At 65.0% G+C, this 19,001-nt stretch carries 13 protein-coding genes and 2 pseudogenes; 8 read left to right on the top strand and 7 right to left on the bottom strand.

What is annotated here, in order from left to right:
* Window positions 1-248 precede the first annotated feature (248 nt).
* The 8 genes from QJT78_RS03795 to QJT78_RS03760 all read left to right on the top strand — a co-directional run bounded on the left by QJT78_RS03795 (window position 249) and on the right by QJT78_RS03760 (window position 10,195).
* Window positions 249-1,385 carry an acyl-CoA dehydrogenase family protein gene (locus tag QJT78_RS03795; RefSeq protein ID WP_028149104.1) on the top strand — a complete coding sequence of 379 codons (1,137 nt, stop codon included), beginning with the start codon at window positions 249-251 and terminating at the stop codon, window positions 1,383-1,385.
* 120 nt (window positions 1,386-1,505) lie between these two features.
* The gene (locus QJT78_RS03790; RefSeq protein WP_028149103.1) at window positions 1,506-2,669 is read left to right on the top strand and encodes an acyl-CoA dehydrogenase family protein; all 1,164 of its coding nucleotides are present in this window, start codon (window positions 1,506-1,508) and stop codon (window positions 2,667-2,669) included.
* Entirely contained in the window at window positions 2,669-3,325 is a 657-nt protein-coding gene (locus tag QJT78_RS03785) for a glutathione S-transferase family protein (protein WP_028149102.1), read from the top strand. The genes QJT78_RS03790 and QJT78_RS03785 overlap by 1 nt, the downstream gene beginning before the upstream one ends.
* 175 nt (window positions 3,326-3,500) lie before the next feature.
* The gene (locus QJT78_RS03780; RefSeq protein ID WP_014491182.1) at window positions 3,501-4,301 is read left to right on the top strand and encodes an AraC family transcriptional regulator; all 801 of its coding nucleotides are present in this window, start codon (window positions 3,501-3,503) and stop codon (window positions 4,299-4,301) included.
* Window positions 4,302-4,502: 201 nt separating this feature from the next.
* A complete protein-coding gene (locus tag QJT78_RS03775; protein ID WP_028149101.1) occupies window positions 4,503-5,369 on the top strand; it encodes a 3-keto-5-aminohexanoate cleavage protein in 867 nt (288 codons plus the stop codon).
* A 117-nt stretch (window positions 5,370-5,486) separates the two neighbouring features.
* Window positions 5,487-7,103, top strand: a complete 1,617-nt coding sequence (locus QJT78_RS03770; RefSeq protein WP_028149100.1) for a carboxyl transferase domain-containing protein — start codon at window positions 5,487-5,489, stop codon at window positions 7,101-7,103.
* Window positions 7,100-9,076 (top strand): acetyl-CoA carboxylase biotin carboxylase subunit, encoded by a 1,977-nt coding sequence (locus tag QJT78_RS03765; RefSeq protein ID WP_028149099.1) that lies wholly within the window; start codon window positions 7,100-7,102, stop codon window positions 9,074-9,076. Before QJT78_RS03770 ends, QJT78_RS03765 begins: the two co-directional genes overlap by 4 nt.
* A 300-nt stretch (window positions 9,077-9,376) precedes the next feature.
* Complete coding sequence (locus QJT78_RS03760) at window positions 9,377-10,195, top strand: hypothetical protein (protein ID WP_028149098.1); 819 nt, start codon at window positions 9,377-9,379, stop codon at window positions 10,193-10,195.
* Here QJT78_RS03760 and QJT78_RS03755 read toward each other — a convergent pair.
* The 7 genes and pseudogenes from QJT78_RS03755 to QJT78_RS03725 all read right to left on the bottom strand — a co-directional run bounded on the left by QJT78_RS03755 (window position 10,167) and on the right by QJT78_RS03725 (window position 18,725).
* Window positions 10,167-11,153, bottom strand: a complete 987-nt coding sequence (locus tag QJT78_RS03755) for a dipeptide ABC transporter ATP-binding protein (protein WP_166347919.1) — start codon at window positions 11,151-11,153, stop codon at window positions 10,167-10,169. The genes QJT78_RS03760 and QJT78_RS03755 overlap by 29 nt on opposite strands.
* Window positions 11,150-12,157, bottom strand: a complete 1,008-nt coding sequence (locus tag QJT78_RS03750; RefSeq protein WP_028149097.1) for an ABC transporter ATP-binding protein — start codon at window positions 12,155-12,157, stop codon at window positions 11,150-11,152. Before QJT78_RS03750 ends, QJT78_RS03755 begins: the two co-directional genes overlap by 4 nt.
* The gene (locus QJT78_RS03745) at window positions 12,157-13,050 is read right to left on the bottom strand and encodes an ABC transporter permease (protein ID WP_028149096.1); all 894 of its coding nucleotides are present in this window, start codon (window positions 13,048-13,050) and stop codon (window positions 12,157-12,159) included. Before QJT78_RS03745 ends, QJT78_RS03750 begins: the two co-directional genes overlap by 1 nt.
* Before the next feature lie 9 nt (window positions 13,051-13,059).
* Window positions 13,060-14,007, bottom strand: coding sequence for an ABC transporter permease (locus tag QJT78_RS03740; RefSeq protein WP_038942171.1), 948 nt, complete (start codon window positions 14,005-14,007; stop codon window positions 13,060-13,062).
* Between the two features lie 35 nt (window positions 14,008-14,042).
* A pseudogene (locus QJT78_RS03735) lies at window positions 14,043-15,610 on the bottom strand (ABC transporter substrate-binding protein).
* Between the two features lie 387 nt (window positions 15,611-15,997).
* Window positions 15,998-17,548 (bottom strand): AMP-binding protein, encoded by a 1,551-nt coding sequence (locus QJT78_RS03730; protein WP_028149093.1) that lies wholly within the window; start codon window positions 17,546-17,548, stop codon window positions 15,998-16,000.
* Window positions 17,549-17,566: 18 nt separating this feature from the next.
* Window positions 17,567-18,725 (bottom strand): annotated as a pseudogene (locus tag QJT78_RS03725) (iron-containing alcohol dehydrogenase).
* Window positions 18,726-19,001 lie beyond the last annotated feature (276 nt).

Genomic DNA, 19,001 nt, shown 5'->3' with positions numbered 1-19,001 from the left:
GTCTTGTGCCGCCTGCGTCCCTATTTGCCGGGCACCATGCCCGGCGTGGCCCTGAGGCCAGCCGGAGTTTGTGCGCACGTCTTTTTTTGCCCCGGAGTTGGCCTGCGGGGGGCGAAAATCGTCTTGCGTTGAGTTGCTAGGCCTTAGGCTGCGTGCAGCGGTTCCCCGGTCAGCCACTCTGCGCAAGTGAACGGCAGATGTTCCGGCCATGGTGGCCAACACGAATCCGCCAGCAGGGCGAGACGACGATGAAGAGCCCGTTCTATACCGCCGAGCATGACGCCTTCCGCGAGGTGATGCGCCGCTTTGTCGAGAAGGAGATCACGCCCTTTGCCCATGAATGGGACGAGGCCGGCGAATTTCCCCGCGTGCTTTATCGCAAGGCGGCCGAGATTGGCCTGTTGGGGCTCGGATTCCCCGAGGAATATGGCGGGATCGCCGCCGACCAGTTCATGAAGATCGTGGCGAGCCAGGAATTGGCGCGCGCCGGCGCCGGCGGGGTCAGCGCCAGCCTGATGAGCCACACAATCGGCTCGCCGCCGATCGCGCGGGCGGCGCGCCCGGAGCTCAAGGCACGGGTGCTGCCGCAAGTGCTGTCGGGCGAGAAGATCTCCGCGTTGGCGATCACCGAGCCGGCCGGCGGCTCCGATGTCGCGAACCTCCGCACCAAGGCGCGGCGCGATGGCGATCACTACGTCGTGACCGGCGAGAAGACCTTCATCACCTCAGGGGTGCGCGCCGATTATCTGACCGTTGCGGTGCGTACAGGCGGCGAGGGCGCCGGCGGCGTCAGCCTGCTTCTGATCGAGGGTGACACGCCCGGCCTGTCACGGACGAAACTGAAGAAGATGGGCTGGTGGGCCTCCGACACCGCGACGCTGCATTTCGATGACTGCCGCGTGCCGGCCGAAAACCTGATCGGCGAGGAAGGCCAGGGCTTCAAGATCATCATGCGGAATTTCAACAGCGAACGCATGGGCATGGCGGCGGGCTGCACCGCCTTCGCGCGGGTCTGCCTCGACGAAGCGATCGCCTATGCCAAGGTGCGCAAGACTTTTGGCAAGCCGCTCGCCCAGCACCAGGTCATCAGGCACAAGATCGTCGACATGGCGCAGAAGGTCGCGGCATCCCAGTCGATGCTGGAATTACTGGCCTGGCGGCTGGAGCAGGGCGAGAGCCCGGTCGCCGAGATCTGCATGATGAAGAACCAGGCCACGCAAACCATGGCGTTCTGCGCCTCGGAAGCCGTGCAGATCTTCGGCGGCGCCGGCTTCATGCGCGGCATCAAGGCCGAGCGCATCTACCGGGAGGTCAAAGTCAACGCCATCGGCGGTGGGACGGAGGAGATCATGAAGGATTTGGCCTCGAGGCAGATGGGGTTGTGACTTTCTGTCATTCCGGGGCGACGCGAAGCGTCGAGCCCGGAATCCATCGGGCCGCACACACCGCAGAGGAATGGATTCCGGGTTCGCGCTTCGCGCGCCCCGGAATGACGAGAGGAAAAAATGCTATTCACCGCCGACCACGACGACATCCGCCGCTCCTTACAAAAATTCATCGCCAACGAGATCAACCCTCATGTCGATGAATGGGAGAAGGCCGACATCTTCCCGGCGCATGAGCTGTTCAAGAAGATGGGCAGCCTCGGCTTCTTGGGGCTGAACAAGCCGGTCGAATTCGGCGGCTCCGGCCTCGACTATTCCTATGCGCTGATGATGGCGGAGGAGCTCGGCGCCATCACCTGCGGCGGCGTGCCGATGGCGATCGGGGTCCAGACCGACATGGCGACGCCGGCGCTCGCGCGATTCGGCTCGGACGAGGTGCGGCGCGAATTCCTGGCGCCCTCGATTGCTGGCGATTTTGTTGCATGCATCGGCGTCTCCGAGCCCGGCGCCGGCTCGGACGTCGCCTCGATCAAGACCAATGCGCGCTCTGACGGCGACGACTACGTCATCAATGGCGGCAAGATGTGGATCACCAACGGCACCCAGGCCGACTGGATCTGCCTGCTCGCCAACACCGGCGATGGGCCGGTTCACCGCAACAAGTCGCTGATCTGCGTGCCCATGAAGAGCAAGGGCGTCACGGTGGCGCGAAAGCTCGACAAGATGGGCATGCGCTCGTCGGACACGGCGCAGATCTTCTTTGACAATGTCCGCGTGCCCCAGCGCAACCGGATCGGCGAGGAGGGCAAGGGCTTTACCTACCAGATGATCCAGTTCCAGGAGGAACGGCTCTGGGGCGCGGCGGCCTGCCTGAAGGCGCACGAGTACATCATCGATCAGACCATCGAATACACCCGCAACCGCAAGGCTTTCGGGAAGTCGATCCTCGACAACCAGGTCGTGCACTTCAAGCTCGCGGAGATGCAGACCGAAGTCGAGCTGTTGCGCGCGCTGATCTATCGCGCCGCCGAGCAACTCGTGGCCGGCGAGGACGTGACCAAGCTTGCGACCATGGCCAAGCTGAAAGCCGGCCGGCTCGGCCGCGAGCTCACCGACGCCTGCTTGCAATATTGGGGCGGAATGGGCTTTACCAACGAGACGCCGGTCAGCCGTGCCTATCGTGACAGCCGCCTGACCTCGATCGGCGGCGGCGCCGACGAGGTCATGCTGATGGTCCTGTGCAAGATGATGGGCACGCTGCCCGGCAGTAAAGGTATTTCCTGATGATCACGCTCTATCACTGCGACGCCGCGCGCTCGTTCCGTCCGCTCTGGATGCTGGAGGAGATGGGGCTTCCGTATGAATTGAAGATGCTGCCGTTCCCGCCGCGGGTCTTCGCCAAGGAGTACCTTGCGCTCAATCCGCTCGGCACCATTCCCTTCATGGTCGACGGCGAGACGAAGATGACCGAGTCCTCCGGCATCTGCCATTACCTCGGCATCAAGCACGGACCGACGCCGTTGATGGTCGGACCCAAAGATCCCGCCTATGGCGCGTTCCTGAACTGGATGTATTTCAGCGATGCCACGTTAACCTTCCCGCAGACGCTGGTGCTCCGGTACACCCAGCTCGAGCCGGAGGAGCGCCGCAATCCGCAGGTCGCCGGGGATTATGCAAAATGGTTCCTGGGGCGGCTGCGCGCGGTCGAGGCGGCGACGGCGAATGCCGAAACATTGTGCGCAGGCCGCTTCACCGCCGCTGACATTGTCATCGGCTATGCGCTCCGGCTCGCCAACAATGTCGGGCTCGCGAAGGATTTCGGGCCAAATGTCGCAGCCTATTGGGCGCGGCTGCAGCAGCGCGACGGATTCAAGCGCGCGGTTGCCGCGGAGCAGAAGGCCGGCGTCGAGCAGAATGTTGCGCCGCGCGTGAGGGCGTAAGCATTCCGTAGGATGGGACTGCGGTCTCATCGCGGTTCCGGGACGACTGATCATCGTCCCGGAATGGTAATCTTTTGCGCGCCATGACAGCGCTATCGCGCCGTGACAGCGCCCAAATTTCCGCTAAGGTGACCTCCGTCCGCAGCGGCCAAAGAGCCGCGCGAGGAGGATCCCAATGGAAGATAACGGTCGCGAATCCGACCATCTGATGCTGATCACGCCGGAGCGGGTATTCTATGCCGGCCTGCTCGGCCGCCCCCGCAAGCGCACCCCCGGCTGCTGCCACGTCTATGTCGCGGTGAAGGGCAGCCTGCATCTGACGATCGACGACGTTCTCGCCACCGGCGAGCTGTTCGTGACCCTGCCGAACCAGCGGCATTCCATCGCCAGCGACTACCGCACTGCAATCAGCGTGACGCTCGAGCCGGAAAGCATGCCGGACGGCGTGATCGAGGCCCTGGCCGAGCGGCTGACCGGACCTGACCGGGCCGTCTATGCCCGCAAGATCCTCGCCGCCTACGCCCTGCTGCGCCAGCGCCGCTATGGCGACATCACCACCGCCGAATTCGACGAGATGTGCTTTGGCGAGGCGTTGCCGCGTCGCGTGCTCGATCCGCGCGTGATGCGCGCCGTCGCCCGTATCGGCCGCTTCTCCGGCGAGCCGGTGACGGCGGATACGTGCGCCGCCGAGGCGGGTCTCTCGGCCTCGCGCTTCCTGCATCTGTTCAAGGAGGAGACAGGCATCTCGTTCCGCTCCTTCCGCGCCTGGAAGCGTGCGCGGCATTTGTTGCACTTCGCCAACCAGGACCTCAACCTCGCCCATCTTGCGCAGGACATCGGCTATCCCGACTCGACCCATTTCAGCCATTCGATCCGCCGCTTCTATGGATTGAAACCGCGCGCGATCTTCGTCGGCTCGCGCGATCTCGCGATCTACCGCAGCACCGAGACGGTGCGGCTCGCGGAGGCGAGCTAGGCGCGCTCTCGTAGGGTGGGCAAAGCGAAGCGTGCCCACCATCTTCGCCAAGCGTTAAGACGTGTGGTGGGCACGGCGCAAAGCGCCTTTGCCCACCCTACGATAGCTCGTCTTTAGCTAGCTTCTCCGCGCAAGAAGCCGCATGCCCGCGCGTCCCATGATCGCAAACGTTGAATTCTCAACGTGCGAGACATTTTTGGCATGAGCGACAAGGCCGTCATCACCTGCGCGCTGAACGGCGTGCTCACCGACCCGAAGCAGCACAACGTGCCTGTGACGCCCGAGCAGATGGCGCGCGAAGCCAAGGCTGCGTTCGATGCCGGCGCCAGCATCATGCACATCCATCTGCGCCAGCAGGCCCCGGACAAGGGGCATCTGCCGTCCTGGGAAGTCAGCGTCAGCAAGGAGATTCAACAGGCAATTCGCGAGGCCTGCCCCGGCGTCATCATCAATCACACCTCGGGCGTCTCAGGGCCGAACTACAGCGGCGCGCTCGACTGCATCCGCGAGACCAGGCCGGAGATCGCTGCCTGCAACGCCGGCTCGCTGAACTATCTGAAGGTGAAAGCCGACAACACCTGGGCCTGGCCGCCGATGATGTTCGACAACGCGGTCGAGAAGGTGAAGGACTATCTCGACGTCATGAACGCGGTCGGTACCATCCCCGAGTTTGAATGTTTCGACGTCGGCATCGTCCGCTGCGTCGGCATGTACCACCAGGTCGGCATGTATAAAGGCCCGCTCGAATATAATTTCGTGATGGGCGTTGCCTCCGGCATGCCGTCCGATCCTGATCTGCTGCCGATCCTGATCAAGCTGAAGCGCCCCGAGGCGCATTTCCAGGTCACCGCGATCGGGCGCGAAGAGATCTGGCCGCTGCACCAGCGCTGCGCCGAGCTCGGTGGTCACCTGCGCACAGGTTTGGAGGATGCCTTCTATCTCGCCGACGGCAAGAAGGTGACCTCGAATGGCCAGTTGATCGAGGCCATCGCCGCCTGCGCCCGCCATGCGGGCCGCGAGATCGCAAGCCCCGCCGAGGCGCGGAAGATCTTTGGGACGAATAGGTAAGTACACATCGTCATTCCGGGATGGCCGAAGGCCAGGCCCGGAATCCATAGCCACGATCGGGAGTATGGATTCCGGGCTCGCGCTCCGCGCGCCCCGGTATGACGAGCAGGAGATTTGATGTCCATTCTCGACAACACCATTTCCCCCGGCAGCGCCGGCTACCACGCCAACCGCGACGGCATGCTCGGTCTGATCGACCGCATGCGCGCGCTGGAAGAGCGCACGCGTGCGGCGTCGGCGGCGGCAAAGGATCGCTTCCACAAGCGCGGCCAGCTGCTTCCGCGCGAACGCGTCGCTCTGGTACTCGATCCCGGCGCGCCCTTCATCGAGCTGTCGACGCTCGCCGGCTACATGTTCGACGTATCAGATGCGAACAGGAGCGTGCCCGGCGGCGGCGTCATCGCCGGCATCGGCTTCGTCTCCGGCGTCCGCTGCATGGTCAGCGCCAATGACGCCGGCATCGATGCGGGCGCGCTCCAGCCTTACGGCCTCGACAAGACGTTGCGGGTGCAGGAGCTCGCGCTGGAGAACAAGCTGCCTTACGTCCAGCTCGTCGAAAGCGCCGGGGCCAATCTGCTGCGCTACCGCGTCGAGGACTTTGTCCGCGGCGGCAACATCTTTCGCAATCTCGCGCGGCTCTCGGCAGCGGGGCTGCCGGTCGTCACCGTCACGCACGGCTCGTCGACCGCGGGCGGCGCCTACCAGACCGGCCTGTCCGATTACATCGTGATGGTCCGTGGCCGCACCCGCGCCTTCCTTGCCGGGCCGCCGCTGCTCAAGGCCGCGACAGGCGAGATCGCGACCGAGGAAGAGCTCGGCGGTGCCGAGATGCACACGCAGGTCTCCGGCCTCGGCGATTATCTCGCGGAGGACGACCGCGATGCGCTGCGCATCGCGCGCGAGATCATGGCGGCGCTGGAATGGGAGCGGCCGGGCCGCGCGGCTCCGCAGTTCAAACCGCCGCGCTACGACCAGGACGAGCTGCTCGGCATCATGCCGATGGACCACAAGCGCACCGTCGACATGAAGCAGGTGATCGCGCGCATCGTCGACGATTCCGACTTCACCGAGATGGCGCCTAATTACGGCTCCGCCACCGTCTGCGGCCACGCCCGCATCGAGGGCCAGGCGATCGGCATCATCACCAACAACGGCCCGCTTGATCCCGCCGGCGCCAACAAGGCGACGCACTTCATCCAGGCCTGCTGCCAGACCCGCACGCCGATCCTCTATCTCAACAACACCACCGGCTACATGGTGGGCAAGGCCTATGAAGAAGCCGGCATGATCAAGCACGGCTCCAAGATGATCCAGGCGGTGACGTCGGCGACGGTGCCGCAGATCACCATCTATTGCGGCGCCTCGTTCGGCGCTGGCAATTACGGCATGTGCGGACGCGGCTTCCATCCGCGCTTCTGCTTCTCCTGGCCCAATGCCAAGACCGCAGTGATGGGTGGCGAGCAGGCGGCGGAAACCATGGCGATCGTGACCGAGGCCGCTGCCGCGCGCCGCGGCAAGCCGGTCGAGAAAGAAAAGCTCGACGCGATGAAGGCGCAGATCATCGGCGTGTTCGACGGCCAGATGGACGTGTTCTCGACCAGCGCACGCGTGCTCGACGACGGCGTGATCGATCCGCGCGACACCCGCGCGGTGCTGTCCGAGGTGCTCGCGATCTGCCGCGAGGGCGATGCGCGCACGCCCCAGCGCATGCAATTCTCGGTGGCCCGCCCATGAGGAACGGATCAGTGCAGCACCGGCCGTTCTTCAAGGTTTTGGTTGCCAATCGCGGCGAGATCGCGCTGCGCGTGATGCGCAGCGCGCGGCAGCTCGGCCTCGGCGTCGTTGCGGTCTATTCGGATGCCGATCGCGATGCGCTCCATGTGCGGCAGGCCGACCAGGCCGCGCGCATCGGCGAAGCCCTGCCGGCGCAATCCTATCTCAACATTCCCGCGATCATCGCCGCGGCCAAGGTGAGCGGCGCGGATGCCGTGCATCCCGGCTACGGCTTCCTCGCCGAGAACGAGGACTTTGCGCAGGCCTGCAAGGAGGTCGGCCTCGTCTTCATCGGCCCCTCGCCGCAGGCGATCGAGGCCATGGGTAACAAGGCCGGCGCCAAGGAGATCATGAAGAAGGCCGGCGTGCCCTGCGTGCCCGGCTATCAGGGCGCCGACCAAAGCGACGAGGTCATGCTCACGGAAGCCAGGAAGATCGGCTTCCCCGTGATGATCAAGGCGGTTGCGGGCGGCGGCGGACGCGGCATGCGGCTCGTTACCGATGCCGCATCCTTCCCCGATGCGTTGCGCAGTGCGCGGTCGGAGGCAAACGCCGCCTTTGGCGATCCGACGGTCATCCTCGAACGCGCCATCCAGAATCCCCGCCACATCGAGATCCAGGTGTTCGGCGACAGCCACGGCAACGCCGTCCATCTCGGCGAGCGCGACTGCTCGGTGCAGCGGCGACATCAGAAGCTGATCGAGGAGGCGCCGTCGCCGGCGGTCACGCCGGAGTTGCGCGCGAAAATGGGTGAGGTCGCTGTCGCCGCGGTCAAGGCGCTGCGCTATGAGGGCGCCGGCACGCTGGAATTCCTGCTCGACGCAAGCGGCGAGTTCTACTTCATGGAGATGAACACGCGCCTCCAGGTCGAGCATCCCGTCACCGAAGCGATCACCGGGCTCGATCTCGTCGAGCTGCAGCTGCGTGTCGCGCGTGGCGAGGCTCTGCCGGTGAAGCAGCAGGACATCCGGTTCTCGGGCCACGCCATCGAGGTGCGGCTGTGCTCGGAAGATGCGGCGCAGGATTTCATGCCGCAGTCCGGCCGCATGGCCCGCTGGCAGGTGCCTGACAGCATCCGCGTCGAGCACGCGCTGCAATCGGGTGCGGAGATCCCGCCGTTCTACGATTCCATGATCGCCAAGGTGATCAGCCATGGCGCGACACGGGAGGAGGCGAGGGGGCGGCTGATCGTCGGCCTGGAGCAACTCACTGCGTTTGGCGTAACCACCAATCAGGCGTTCCTGATGTCCTGCCTGCGCCATCCCGGATTTGCCAGGGGCGAGGCGACGACGGCCTTCATCGGCGCACATCGCGACGAACTGTTGGCGCTGCCGGCGAATGCTGCATTCGATACGGCGCTGGCGGGCCTGCTGCTCTATGTCACCAATCCGCGCGCGCCGTCATGGCAAGGTGGCCGGAGCCTGGCGGCAACATTCCCGCTGCCGGCGAAAGTCGAGATCGCCGGCAACACCCACGAGCTCGAAGTCACGCGTGAGCGCAATGGCGGCTACATCGTCGCCGCCGACGGCCGTCAGGACAAGTTCGAGATCGACCAGCTCGATCCCGACGCCATCCGCTTCCTTCACGACGGCGTGATGGACAGCGCAAAATTCCTGCGTGACGGCGATCGGCTCTACCTCCAGCATCGCGGCATCCCGCTTGCGGTCACCGATCTCACCCTCGCCGCGCCGAAGGCGGCCGCAACCAATGGCGGCGATGGTAAAGTCCGCGCCGCCATGAACGGCCGTGTCGTCGCCGTGCTGGTCAAGCCCGGCGACCGCGTCACCGCCGGCCAACCGGTGATGACCTTGGAAGCCATGAAGATGGAGCACGTCCACAAGGCCGGCATCGACGGCGTTATCGCCGCGATCGACGTCGCCGAAGGCGAACAGGTCACCACGGGTAGGGTCGTGGCGGAGATCGGGGCGGGGTAGCGCTCTCGCCATTATCGCGAGGAACGACTTGTCCGCCCTAGCTCGAAGAGCGAAGGTGGAGGCGACGAAGCAATCCCGTCTCACTACTCGGAGGGGCCCGGATTGCTTGGCTGCGCTCGCAATGACGATGGGGTGAGATGCTCCGTCGAGCCCTGCCGTGGCAGCTCTTCGTTTTCGCGCCGAAATTTGAATGATTTCAATCCGATAGTTACCAGTTCGTGCTCAAGCGCAGTTTTATTGAACAATATTCACTCTCGGCTTACTAATATTGAACGATGTTCAATTTACGAGGAGGCCTGCATGTTGCGCGCAACTGATCCCGGCCGAAACACAGCTGCCACGCTCCCTTCGCGGTCCAACCGACTGCCGTTCGCCGCACCTCAGATCCGCGAAAAATATTTGATCGGCGCACTCTTCGTCCTGACGCTCGTGGCGCTCCTCGCGCCGGCGTTGCCCGCCTCCGCCTGGCACATCCCGCATTTCGTCGACACCCGCACCTGGCTGGGCGTGCCCAACGCCGGCGACGTGCTGAGCAATCTTGCCTTCCTGGCGATGGGCGCTTGGGGCTTACTGCGCCTGCGTGCCCACCCTGATGCGCCCGCGGGTGCAGGTTGCCTCTTCGTGGGTCTGATCCTCACTTGCATAGGATCGTGCATCTATCATCTGGATCCCGACGCGCCGCAGCGGCTGGTGGCCGATCGTCTCGGTATGGCGGTGGCGTTCGCGGGCTTTCTGGGCATCGCGGCCAGCGAGCGCATCAGCGTGCGTGCCGGTCAGGCGGTGGTGGTGCTGGTGACGGTTGCGGGCCTGCTCGCGGCCTGGGTGGCACGCGAGAATCTCACGCCATGGGTGGTCGTGCAGTTCGGCGGCATGGCGTTGGCCGTGGGACTGGCGTTGACACGGCCCCGGCCCGGTGCGCTTGGCGTGTCTCTGGGCGGCGTGATCTTCTTTTACGCGCTGGCCAAGCTTTTCGAGCTGGGTGACGTGATCATATTTGAAGCGACAGGCCACATTGTCTCGGGCCACACGCTCAAGCATCTGGCCGCCGCGCTGGCGGCCTGGCCGGTGATCCGGGCGTTGGGGCCTGTTGCTACTGGCCCCGCCCCGTCCCCTCGTTGAGCAGGCACGCCACCTGATGTCCGTCGCCCGCGTTCACCAGCGCCGGCCGCTCCGTCTTGCACCGCTCGATCGCAAAACGGCAGCGGGTGTGGAACGCGCAGCCGGATGGCGGATTGACCGGGCTCGGCACGTCGCCGTCCACCAGCGGCGCGAGCTTCTTGGCGAACGGGTTTGCAACCGGCACTGACGCGAGCAGGGCCTGCGTGTAGGGATGGCGCGGATTGCGGAACAGCTCGTCCTTGTCGGCGATCTCGACGATGCGGCCCAGATACATGACGGCGACGCGATGGCTGATATGGGCGACCACGGCGAGGTCATGCGCGATGAAGAGATAGGAGAAGCCGTGCTGCTTCTGCAGGTCGATCAGGAGATTGATCACCTGCGCCTGGATCGAGACGTCGAGCGCGGAGACCGGTTCGTCGCAGACGATCAGGCGCGGCCCGAGCGCCAGCGCGCGTGCGATGCAGATGCGCTGGCGCTGGCCGCCGGAAAATTGATGCGGGAAGTTGCGCATCTGATCGGGCCGCAGGCCCACCTGCTCGAACAGTTTTGCGGTACGCGCTTCCAGCTCCTTGCCGCTTGCGAGCCCGTGCACGGCGAGCGGCTCGCCGACGATGTCGCCGGCGGTCATGCGCGGATTGAGCGAAGCGAACGGGTCCTGGAACACGATCTGCATCGAGCGGCGATGCGGACGCAGCGCGGCCTTGGAGAGACGGGTGATGTCCTCTCCGTCGAGGCGGATCTGGCCCGAAGTCGGCTCGACCAGCCGCAGCACGCTGCGCGCCACCGTCGACTTGCCGCAGCCGGATTCACCGACAAGGCCGAGCGTCTCGCCGGTATGAACCGAGAACGAGACGCCGTCGACCGCATGCACGGTACCGACCTGCCGCCGCAACACGCCGGCGCGCACCGCGTAGTGCTTCTTGAGATCGGTGACTTCGAGCAGCGCCTCGGTCATGCCACCTCCGCCACTTCGGCCGCGCGCCAGCAGGCCGCGAGATGGCCGCCGCCCCAGTCCGCAAGCGGCGGATATTCGGCCTCGCAGCGCTTGATCGCGAGCTTGCAGCGTGGCGCGAAGGCGCAGCCTTTCGGCAACCGCACCAGCGACGGCACCGTGCCGGGAATTTCGTTCAGCCGGGCCTGCGCCGGCATGCCGGACGCCGGCACCGCCGGGATCGAGGCCATCAGCCCGCGCGTATAGGGATGCTTTGGCGCCGCGAACAGCGCCTCCACCGTTGCCTCCTCGACCTTCTTCCCCGCATACATCACGATCACCCGCTGCGCGGTCTGCGCGACGACGCCGAGATCATGCGTGATCAGCACGAGGCCGGTGCCGAGCTCCTTCTGAAGGTCGAGGATCAGCGCCAGGATCTGCGCCTGGATGGTGACGTCGAGCGCGGTGGTCGGCTCGTCCGCGATCAGCAGCGCCGGCCGGCAGGCCAGCGCCATTGCGATCATCGCGCGCTGGCGCATGCCGCCGGAAAGCTGATGCGGATATTCCCGCGCGCGCCGCGCCGGTTCGGGAATGCGTACCAGCCGCAGCATCTCGACCGCGATGTCACGGGCTTCTCTGGCCGGCATCGCCCGGTGCAGCCGCACCGCCTCGACGATCTGGTCGCCGATCCGCATCACCGGATTGAGCGAGGTCATCGGCTCCTGGAAGATCATGGAGATGCGATTGCCCCTGACGGCCCGCATCTCGGCTTCATCCAGCGCCAGCAGCTCGGTGCCTTCGAGCGTGACCGACCCACCGACGATGCGGCCGGGCGGATCGGGCACCAGCCGCATCAGGGACAGCGCGGTGACGCTCTTGCCGCAGCCGGATTCGCCGACGATTGCCAGCGTCTCGCCGCGCCTCACGGTGAAGGAGACGTCGTCGACGGCTTTGAACAGGCCGGAATTGGTGAAGAACACCGTCTTCAGGTTCTTCACATCGAGCACGAGATCGGATTTGTCTGCCATCAGCCGCGCTGCCGGGGATCGAGGGTGTCGCGCAGGGCGTCGCCGAACAGGTTGGCGCCGAACACGGCGAGGCTGATCGCGATGCCGGGGAAGATCACCAGCCACGGTGCGGTGCGGACATATTCGGCGGCGGATTCCGAGAGCATGCGGCCCCAGGACGGATAGGGTTCGGGAATGCCGAGGCCGAGGAAGGACAGCGAGGCTTCGGTCAGGATGGTTGAACCGAGCTGCGCGGTTGCGAGCACGATCAGCGGCGCCAGCGTGTTCGGCAGCACGTGGCGCAGCGCGATCCGCACCTCGCTCATGCCGATCGACTTGGCGGCTTCGACAAAGGGCAGTTCGCGCAGCGCCAGCGTGTTGGCGCGAATGACGCGCGACACGGTCGGGATCAGCGGAATGGCGATGGCGATGATGACGTTCGGCAGGGACGGACCGAGTGCGGCGGTCATGATCAGCGCCAGGACCAGCAGTGGAAGCTCCTGAAGAATGTCGGAGACGCGCTGGAATACGAGATCGACCCAGCCGGAGAGATAGCCGGAGGTCAGCCCGACGATGACCCCGATCGTGCCGCCAAGTGCGGTCGAGCCGATGCCGACGGCCAGCGAAATGCGCGCCCCGTGGATGATGCGGCTGAACACGTCGCGGCCGAAGGAATCCGTGCCCATCCAGTGCGTCGCGCTCGGCCGCGCCAGCGCGCGGGCGGCGTCGATGGTCAGGGGATCGTAGCGCGCGATGAAGTCGGCAAAGATCGCCGTGAGCACGAACAGCGTCATGATGATCAGCCCGGCCGCGCCCAGCACGTGCCGCTGCGCCAAATACAGCACGCGCCGCCAGCCGCCGGTCGCGTGCGCGCCGGCCCGCCTCAGTTCGAGATCATAGTCAATCGCGGCCAAGCTGATCTCCTAATCCGTATACCGGATACGCGGGTCGAACACCGCGTAGAGCATGTCGACGATGAAGTTCGTGCTCACCACCACGACCGCAATCAGCATCACGAGGTTCTGCACGATCGGGTAGTCGCGCCAGCGGATCGCCTCGACCAGGAAGCGCGCGACGCCAGGGATGTTGAACACGGTCTCGGTGACGATGAGGCCGCCGATCAGGAACGCCGCCTCGATGCCGATCACGGTGATGACGGGCAGGATCGCGTTCTTCAGCGCATGATGATAGTTCACGGCCGCGTCCGATGCGCCCTTGGCGCGGGCGGTCCGGATATAATCCTGCCGCAACACCTCGAGCATCGAGGATCGCGTGATGCGCATGGTCAGCGCCGCGCTACGGAAGCCGACGGCTGCGGCCGGCACGGCGTAGGTCGCGAACGCTTCGAGCCAGGTCTTCGGATTGGGATTGAAGATCGGCATCTGGTTGAACATCGCCACCGACGCCGTGAGGATCAGCAGACCGAGCCAGAACGAGGGCAGCGACAATCCGCTGAGGCTGACGACGCGCAATGCGTAATCGAGCCGCGTCCCCTGCTTCACCGCGCTGATAACGCCAAGCGGAATGCCGATCGACGCCGAGAACAGCAGCGCCAGCCCGGCGAGCCGCGCGGTGATCGGGATCCGCGGCAGGATCTCCTGAAGCGCGGGCTTCTCGGAAACATAGGAGTAGCCGAAATCGCCGCGCAGAAAGCCGCTGATCCAGTGCCAGTACTGCACGACCAGCGGCTGGTCGATGCCGAGCTCCTTCTCCAGATTGGCCTTGTCGGCGGGATCGACGTAGCCGGCCGCGGCAAACAGGATGTCGACGATGTTGCCGGGCACGATGCGCAGCAGGAAGAAGATGACGACCGAGATCCCGAACAGGGTCACGAGCATCAGGAACAGGCGCCGCACCAGATAGGCAAACATGCATCGCCTCCTGTCGAAACCGTCAGCCGCCTGCGCTACTTGTCCATCCAGACGTCCTCGTAGCGATACCCATTATAGGAACTGTTCGACATCACCGTTACGCCCTTGACATAGGGCTGATCGGGCGGGCGACGTCCTCCTGCAGCTTCTTGTCGATGTCCCACACCAGCTTCTTGCGCTTGTTGACGTCGGTCTCCTGCGACTGCACGTCGAACAGCTTTTCGATCTCCTTGTTGCAGTAATTGGTGTAGTTGCGCTCGGAGCCGCAGGAATAGTTCTCGTAGAACGACTGGTCGGGATCGTCGACGGCGTTGCCGGTCAGATTGAGCCCGAGCATGTAGTCCTTGCGTGCGATCTTCGGGAACCAGTTCGCGGTCTCGACCACGTCGAGCTCGCCGTCGATATAGATGCTCTTGAGCTGGTCGATCAGGATCACCGCGGGATCGCGGTAGACCGGGATGTTGCGGGTCGAGACCTTGACGGCGAGATGCTTGTCCGGCCCGTAGCCGGCCTTCTGCATCAGCTTCCTGGCTTCCTCGCGGTTGGCGCTCACATCGGGGCCATAGCCGGGAATGCTCTCGAGCATCTCCTTGGGCATGCCCCACAGCCCGTTTGGCGGCGGCAGCATGGTGCCGCCGACATCGCCCTGGCCCTCGAACATGATCGAGATGAAGGCCTTGCGGTCGAGCGTCAGCGCCATCGCGCGGCGGATGTCGATATTGTCGAACGGCGGCGCGGAGGAATTGACGATGATGTTGGTGGCGACATTGTTGGGCTCGACCACGCAGACCGCATTCGGCGCCTGCGATTTGACGTCCTTCAACAGCGGAATGCTCACTTCGGTCGGGAACGCCATGTCGAACTTGCCGGCGACGAAGGCGAGGATCGCGGTCGAACGATTCGGGATGATGGTGAACTCGATGCCGTCGAGATAGGGCCGCCCCTCGCGCCAATAATCGAGATTGCGGGTCAGCTTGATCGATTCATTGGCCTTGAACTCGACGAATTTGAACGGGCCGGTGCCGATCGGGTGCGTGCGCATGTCGCCGGGCGAGACGTGACAGGGATAGACCGGCGTGTAGCCCGAGGCGAGCAGGGCCAGCAGCGACGGCTGCGGCCGCTTCAAGTTGAAGGAAACTTCGAGCTCGCCGTTGGTGGAGACGTCGTTGACCTGCTCGTACCAGGTCTTGCGCGGATTCTGCCGGAACTTCTGCTGCGACTTGCCCATCAGCATGTCGAAGGTGCATTTGACGTCCGCGGAGGTGAACGGCTTGCCGTCATGCCACTTCACGCCCGGGCGCAGCTTGAAGGTCAGCGTCTTGTTGTCGTTGACCCAGGCCCAGCTCTCGGCGAGTTCCGGAATGATGTTGTCCATCCTGTTCTGCGCCTCGTCCTGCTTATAGATGACGAGGTTGTTGAACACAGGCATGAAGGGAACATTGAGCGAATAGGTCGCGCCTTCATGGATCGAGGCATTGCCCGGGCTGTCGCGGTGGTACATCCGCAGGATTCCGCCCTGCTTGGGCCCGCCGGCGAGCGTGGTCGTCGAGGCCGTCAGCACAGATAGCGCCGCCACTGCGGCGAGCGCCCACACGCTCCGCATGCTCATCCTCCCTGGACATTCGTCTTTTGGGCCTTTGCGGCCTGTTTGTCAGACGATAGCGACGCACGTGCAGCGAGGCAACCGGCAAGGCCGCTCGCCGCCTCGACAATTCGGATGACGGAAGGCCGCAGGCGTTCACACTCTCTTCATGCGAGAGTGCAGGTGCGAAGGGATGGTTCCTGTGCAGATGTGCGGGCAGCTGCCTCAACAAACTCCGCCGTCGTCCCGGGGCGCGACGAAGTCGCGAGCCCGGGACCCATAATCACAGGGAGGAGTTGCTGCGCGAACTGGCAACTCCGAGTCTTCGCCAAACTCTTCCCCGTGGTTATGGATCCCGGATCTGCGCTTCGCTTGTCCGGGACGACAGCGGAGTTCTTGACTACGCCCTCACACGATCCGTGACGTCTTGTTCCCCCAGTAGCGGTCCCGCAGCAGCCGCTTGTACAGCTTGCCCGTCGGCAGCCGCGGCAGTTCCTTCTCGAAATCGACCGAGCGCGGCACCTTCTGCCGCGACAGCGATTGGCCGCAGAAGGCGATCAGTTCCTCGGCGAGCGCCTCGCCCGGCACGATGCCGGGCATCGGCTGCACCACCGCCTTCACCTCTTCGCCGAGATCGGGATTGGGCACGCCGAACACCGCGGCATCGGCGACCTTCGGGTGGGTGATCAGCAGATTCTCGCATTCCTGCGGATAGATGTTCACCCCGCCGGAGATGATCATGAAGGTGGCGCGGTCGGTCAAATAGAGGAAGCGATCTTCGTCGACATAGCCGACGTCGCCGACCGTGCTCATGCTGCCGTCGGCCGAGCGCGCCTCCCTGGTTTTCTCGGGGTCGTTGAAATATTCGAACGGCGAGGCCGTCTTGAACCAGACCTGGCCCGGCGTGCCGGTCGGGCACGCCCTCATGTTCTCGTCGAGGATGTGGAGGTCGCCGAGCAGCACCTTGCCGACGGTGCCGCGGTGGCTAAGCCATTCCTCGCTGTCGCAGGCGGTGAAGCCGAGGCCTTCGGTCGCGCCGTAATATTCGTGGATGATCGGCCCCCACCATTTGATGATGTTGTCCTTGACCAGCGCCGGGCAGGGCGCGGCGGCGTGGATCGCGATCTCCAGCGACGACAGGTCGTAGCGGCCGCGCACCTCCTCCGGCAGCTTCAGCATGCGCGAGAACATCGTCGGCACCAGCTGGGTGTGGGTAATGCCCCATTGCTGGACCAGCTGGAGATAACGCTCGGGATCGAATGTCTCCATGATGATCACGGTGCCGCCCATGCGGATCGTGAGGTTCACGGCTGCTTGCGGCGCGGAGTGATAGAGCGGGGCGGGCGACAGATAGACCATGCCCTCGCGGTAGTGCCAAAGCTTTGTCAGGAAATCGAACAGCGGCAGATTGTGCTTCGGCGGTTCCTCCGGCAGCGGGCGCAGAATGCCTTTCGGCCGTCCGGTCGTGCCGGATGAGTAGAGCATGGCGGTGCCGAGCCATTCATCGGCGATCGGAGCCTCGGGCAGGTCGGCGGTCACCTCGGCGAGGCCGACGATACGGTCGCTCTCGCCGGGGCCGTCGGCGACGATGCAGAGCTTGATGTCCGGACAGGCCTTGATCGCCTCGCGGGCGATGTCGAGTTTCGCAACGGACGTGATCAGGATTTTCGACTGGCTGTTGACGAGGAGATAGGCGAGCTCGCCCGGCGTCAGGAACGAGTTGATGCAGGTGTAGTACAGCCCGGAGCGCTCGCCCGCGCCGCAGGCTTCGAGGTAGCGCGAATTGTTCTCCATGAAGATCGAATAATGGTCGAGCCGCTTCAAGCCGTGCTCGCGGAACAGATGCGCCAGGCGGTTGCTGCGCGCATCGAGCTCGCGATAGGTGACGGCCTCGCCGGTTGCAGCCATGATGAAGGCCGGCTGGAGCGGGCGTAGACGAGCATGCTGACCTGGATACATCAGTCCTCCGGCTTGAAATTATGCGGCGAGAAGCAGGATTTCGCGAATGTCGGCGGGGCCGGCGATCTTGCGCGGGTTGCGCGGGATCCAGTTGGTGCGCATCGCCTGTTCGGCGATCGCGTCGAAATGCTCCGGCGAGACGCGGACGTCGGCGAGGCTGCGCGGCATGCCGAGCGAGCGGATGAAGGCATCGAGCACGTCACCGGCATTGTGGCCGGGAAAACCCATCGCGGCGGCGACGATCGTCTGGCGCTCGGCATTGTCGCGCGCATTCCAGCGCATCACCGCGGGCAGCATGATGCAGGAGGTGTAGCCGTGCGGCACGTCGAAGGCCGCACCCAGCACATAGCCGATGCCGTGGCTCGCGCCCATCGGCACGCCGGCGGCGAGCGCGCCCATCGACAGCCAGGTGCCGATCTGCGCATCCATGCGGGCGTCGAGGTCGGCAGGGTCGGCCTTCACCCGCGGCAGCGCGTCGGCGAGCATGGCGAGGCCCTTCACCGACTGCGCATCGGCATAAGGGTGCGTCTCGCGGGAGCAGATCGCCTCGACGCAATGGTCGACGGCGCGGATGCCGGTGGAGAGAAACAGCCATTCCGGCGTGTGCACGGTGATGGCGGGATCGAGGATGGTCGCGCGCGGCACCGTGAGCGGATGCCGCAGCATCTGCTTCACATGCGTGGCGCGGTCGGTGACGCCGGCGATCGCGCTGAACTCGCCGCCGGCGATCGTGGTCGGCACGCTGATCTGGCGCACGTTCGGAGCGGTCATCTCGGGCGCGACGCCCTTGTGGACGCGGATGCGCTCGATGCCCTCGACGTCGTCGATGCCGTTGGCAAGGCAGAGCTGCACCGCCTTGGCGCCGTCAGTGATCGAGCCGCCGCCCACGGTGAGTGACGATCAGGTCGGCGTTCACTTCGCGCGCCGCATTGGTCGCCGCGATCACCGCCTCGCGCGGCGTGTGCGCCGGCATGGCGTCGAACAGGCCGGCGCAACGCGCGCCGAGCGCGTCCTTGATCTTCGCGATTTCGTCGGTCTGCCGGTTCAGCGTACCGGAGACCATCAGGAAGGCGCGGCGCGTCCCCAGCCGGTCCATCTGCGCAACGACGGCCTCGGCCGCGGGATAGCCGAACACGACCTCCTCGATCGCGCCGTAAACGACACGTCCCTGGTGCACGCCTGTCCTCCCAGGACAATTCGGCTTTGTTTTTTCTGGGAGTAATCTAGCCGAGCGGACGGCATCCGTCATGTGTGAAGACGCTGGCGACTTTCTTACCCTCCCCTGGAGGGGAAGGGTCGGCTCATGTTGAGCGCAGCGAAATATGAGCCGGGGTGGGGTGACGGTCTCTCCGCATCGAACAGTGCTCGTGTTGAGAGATCACCCCACCCCGCTCGCGCTGCGCGCGATCGACCCTCCCCCTCCAGAGGAGGGTGGCGAGCGCCGCGTCTTGAT

This window comes from Bradyrhizobium sp. Mp27 (genome assembly GCF_029953005.1).
In the GTDB taxonomy this organism is placed as follows: Bacteria; Pseudomonadota; Alphaproteobacteria; order Rhizobiales; family Xanthobacteraceae; genus Bradyrhizobium; species Bradyrhizobium barranii.
This window is presented reverse-complemented; position numbering and strand designations above follow the sequence as displayed.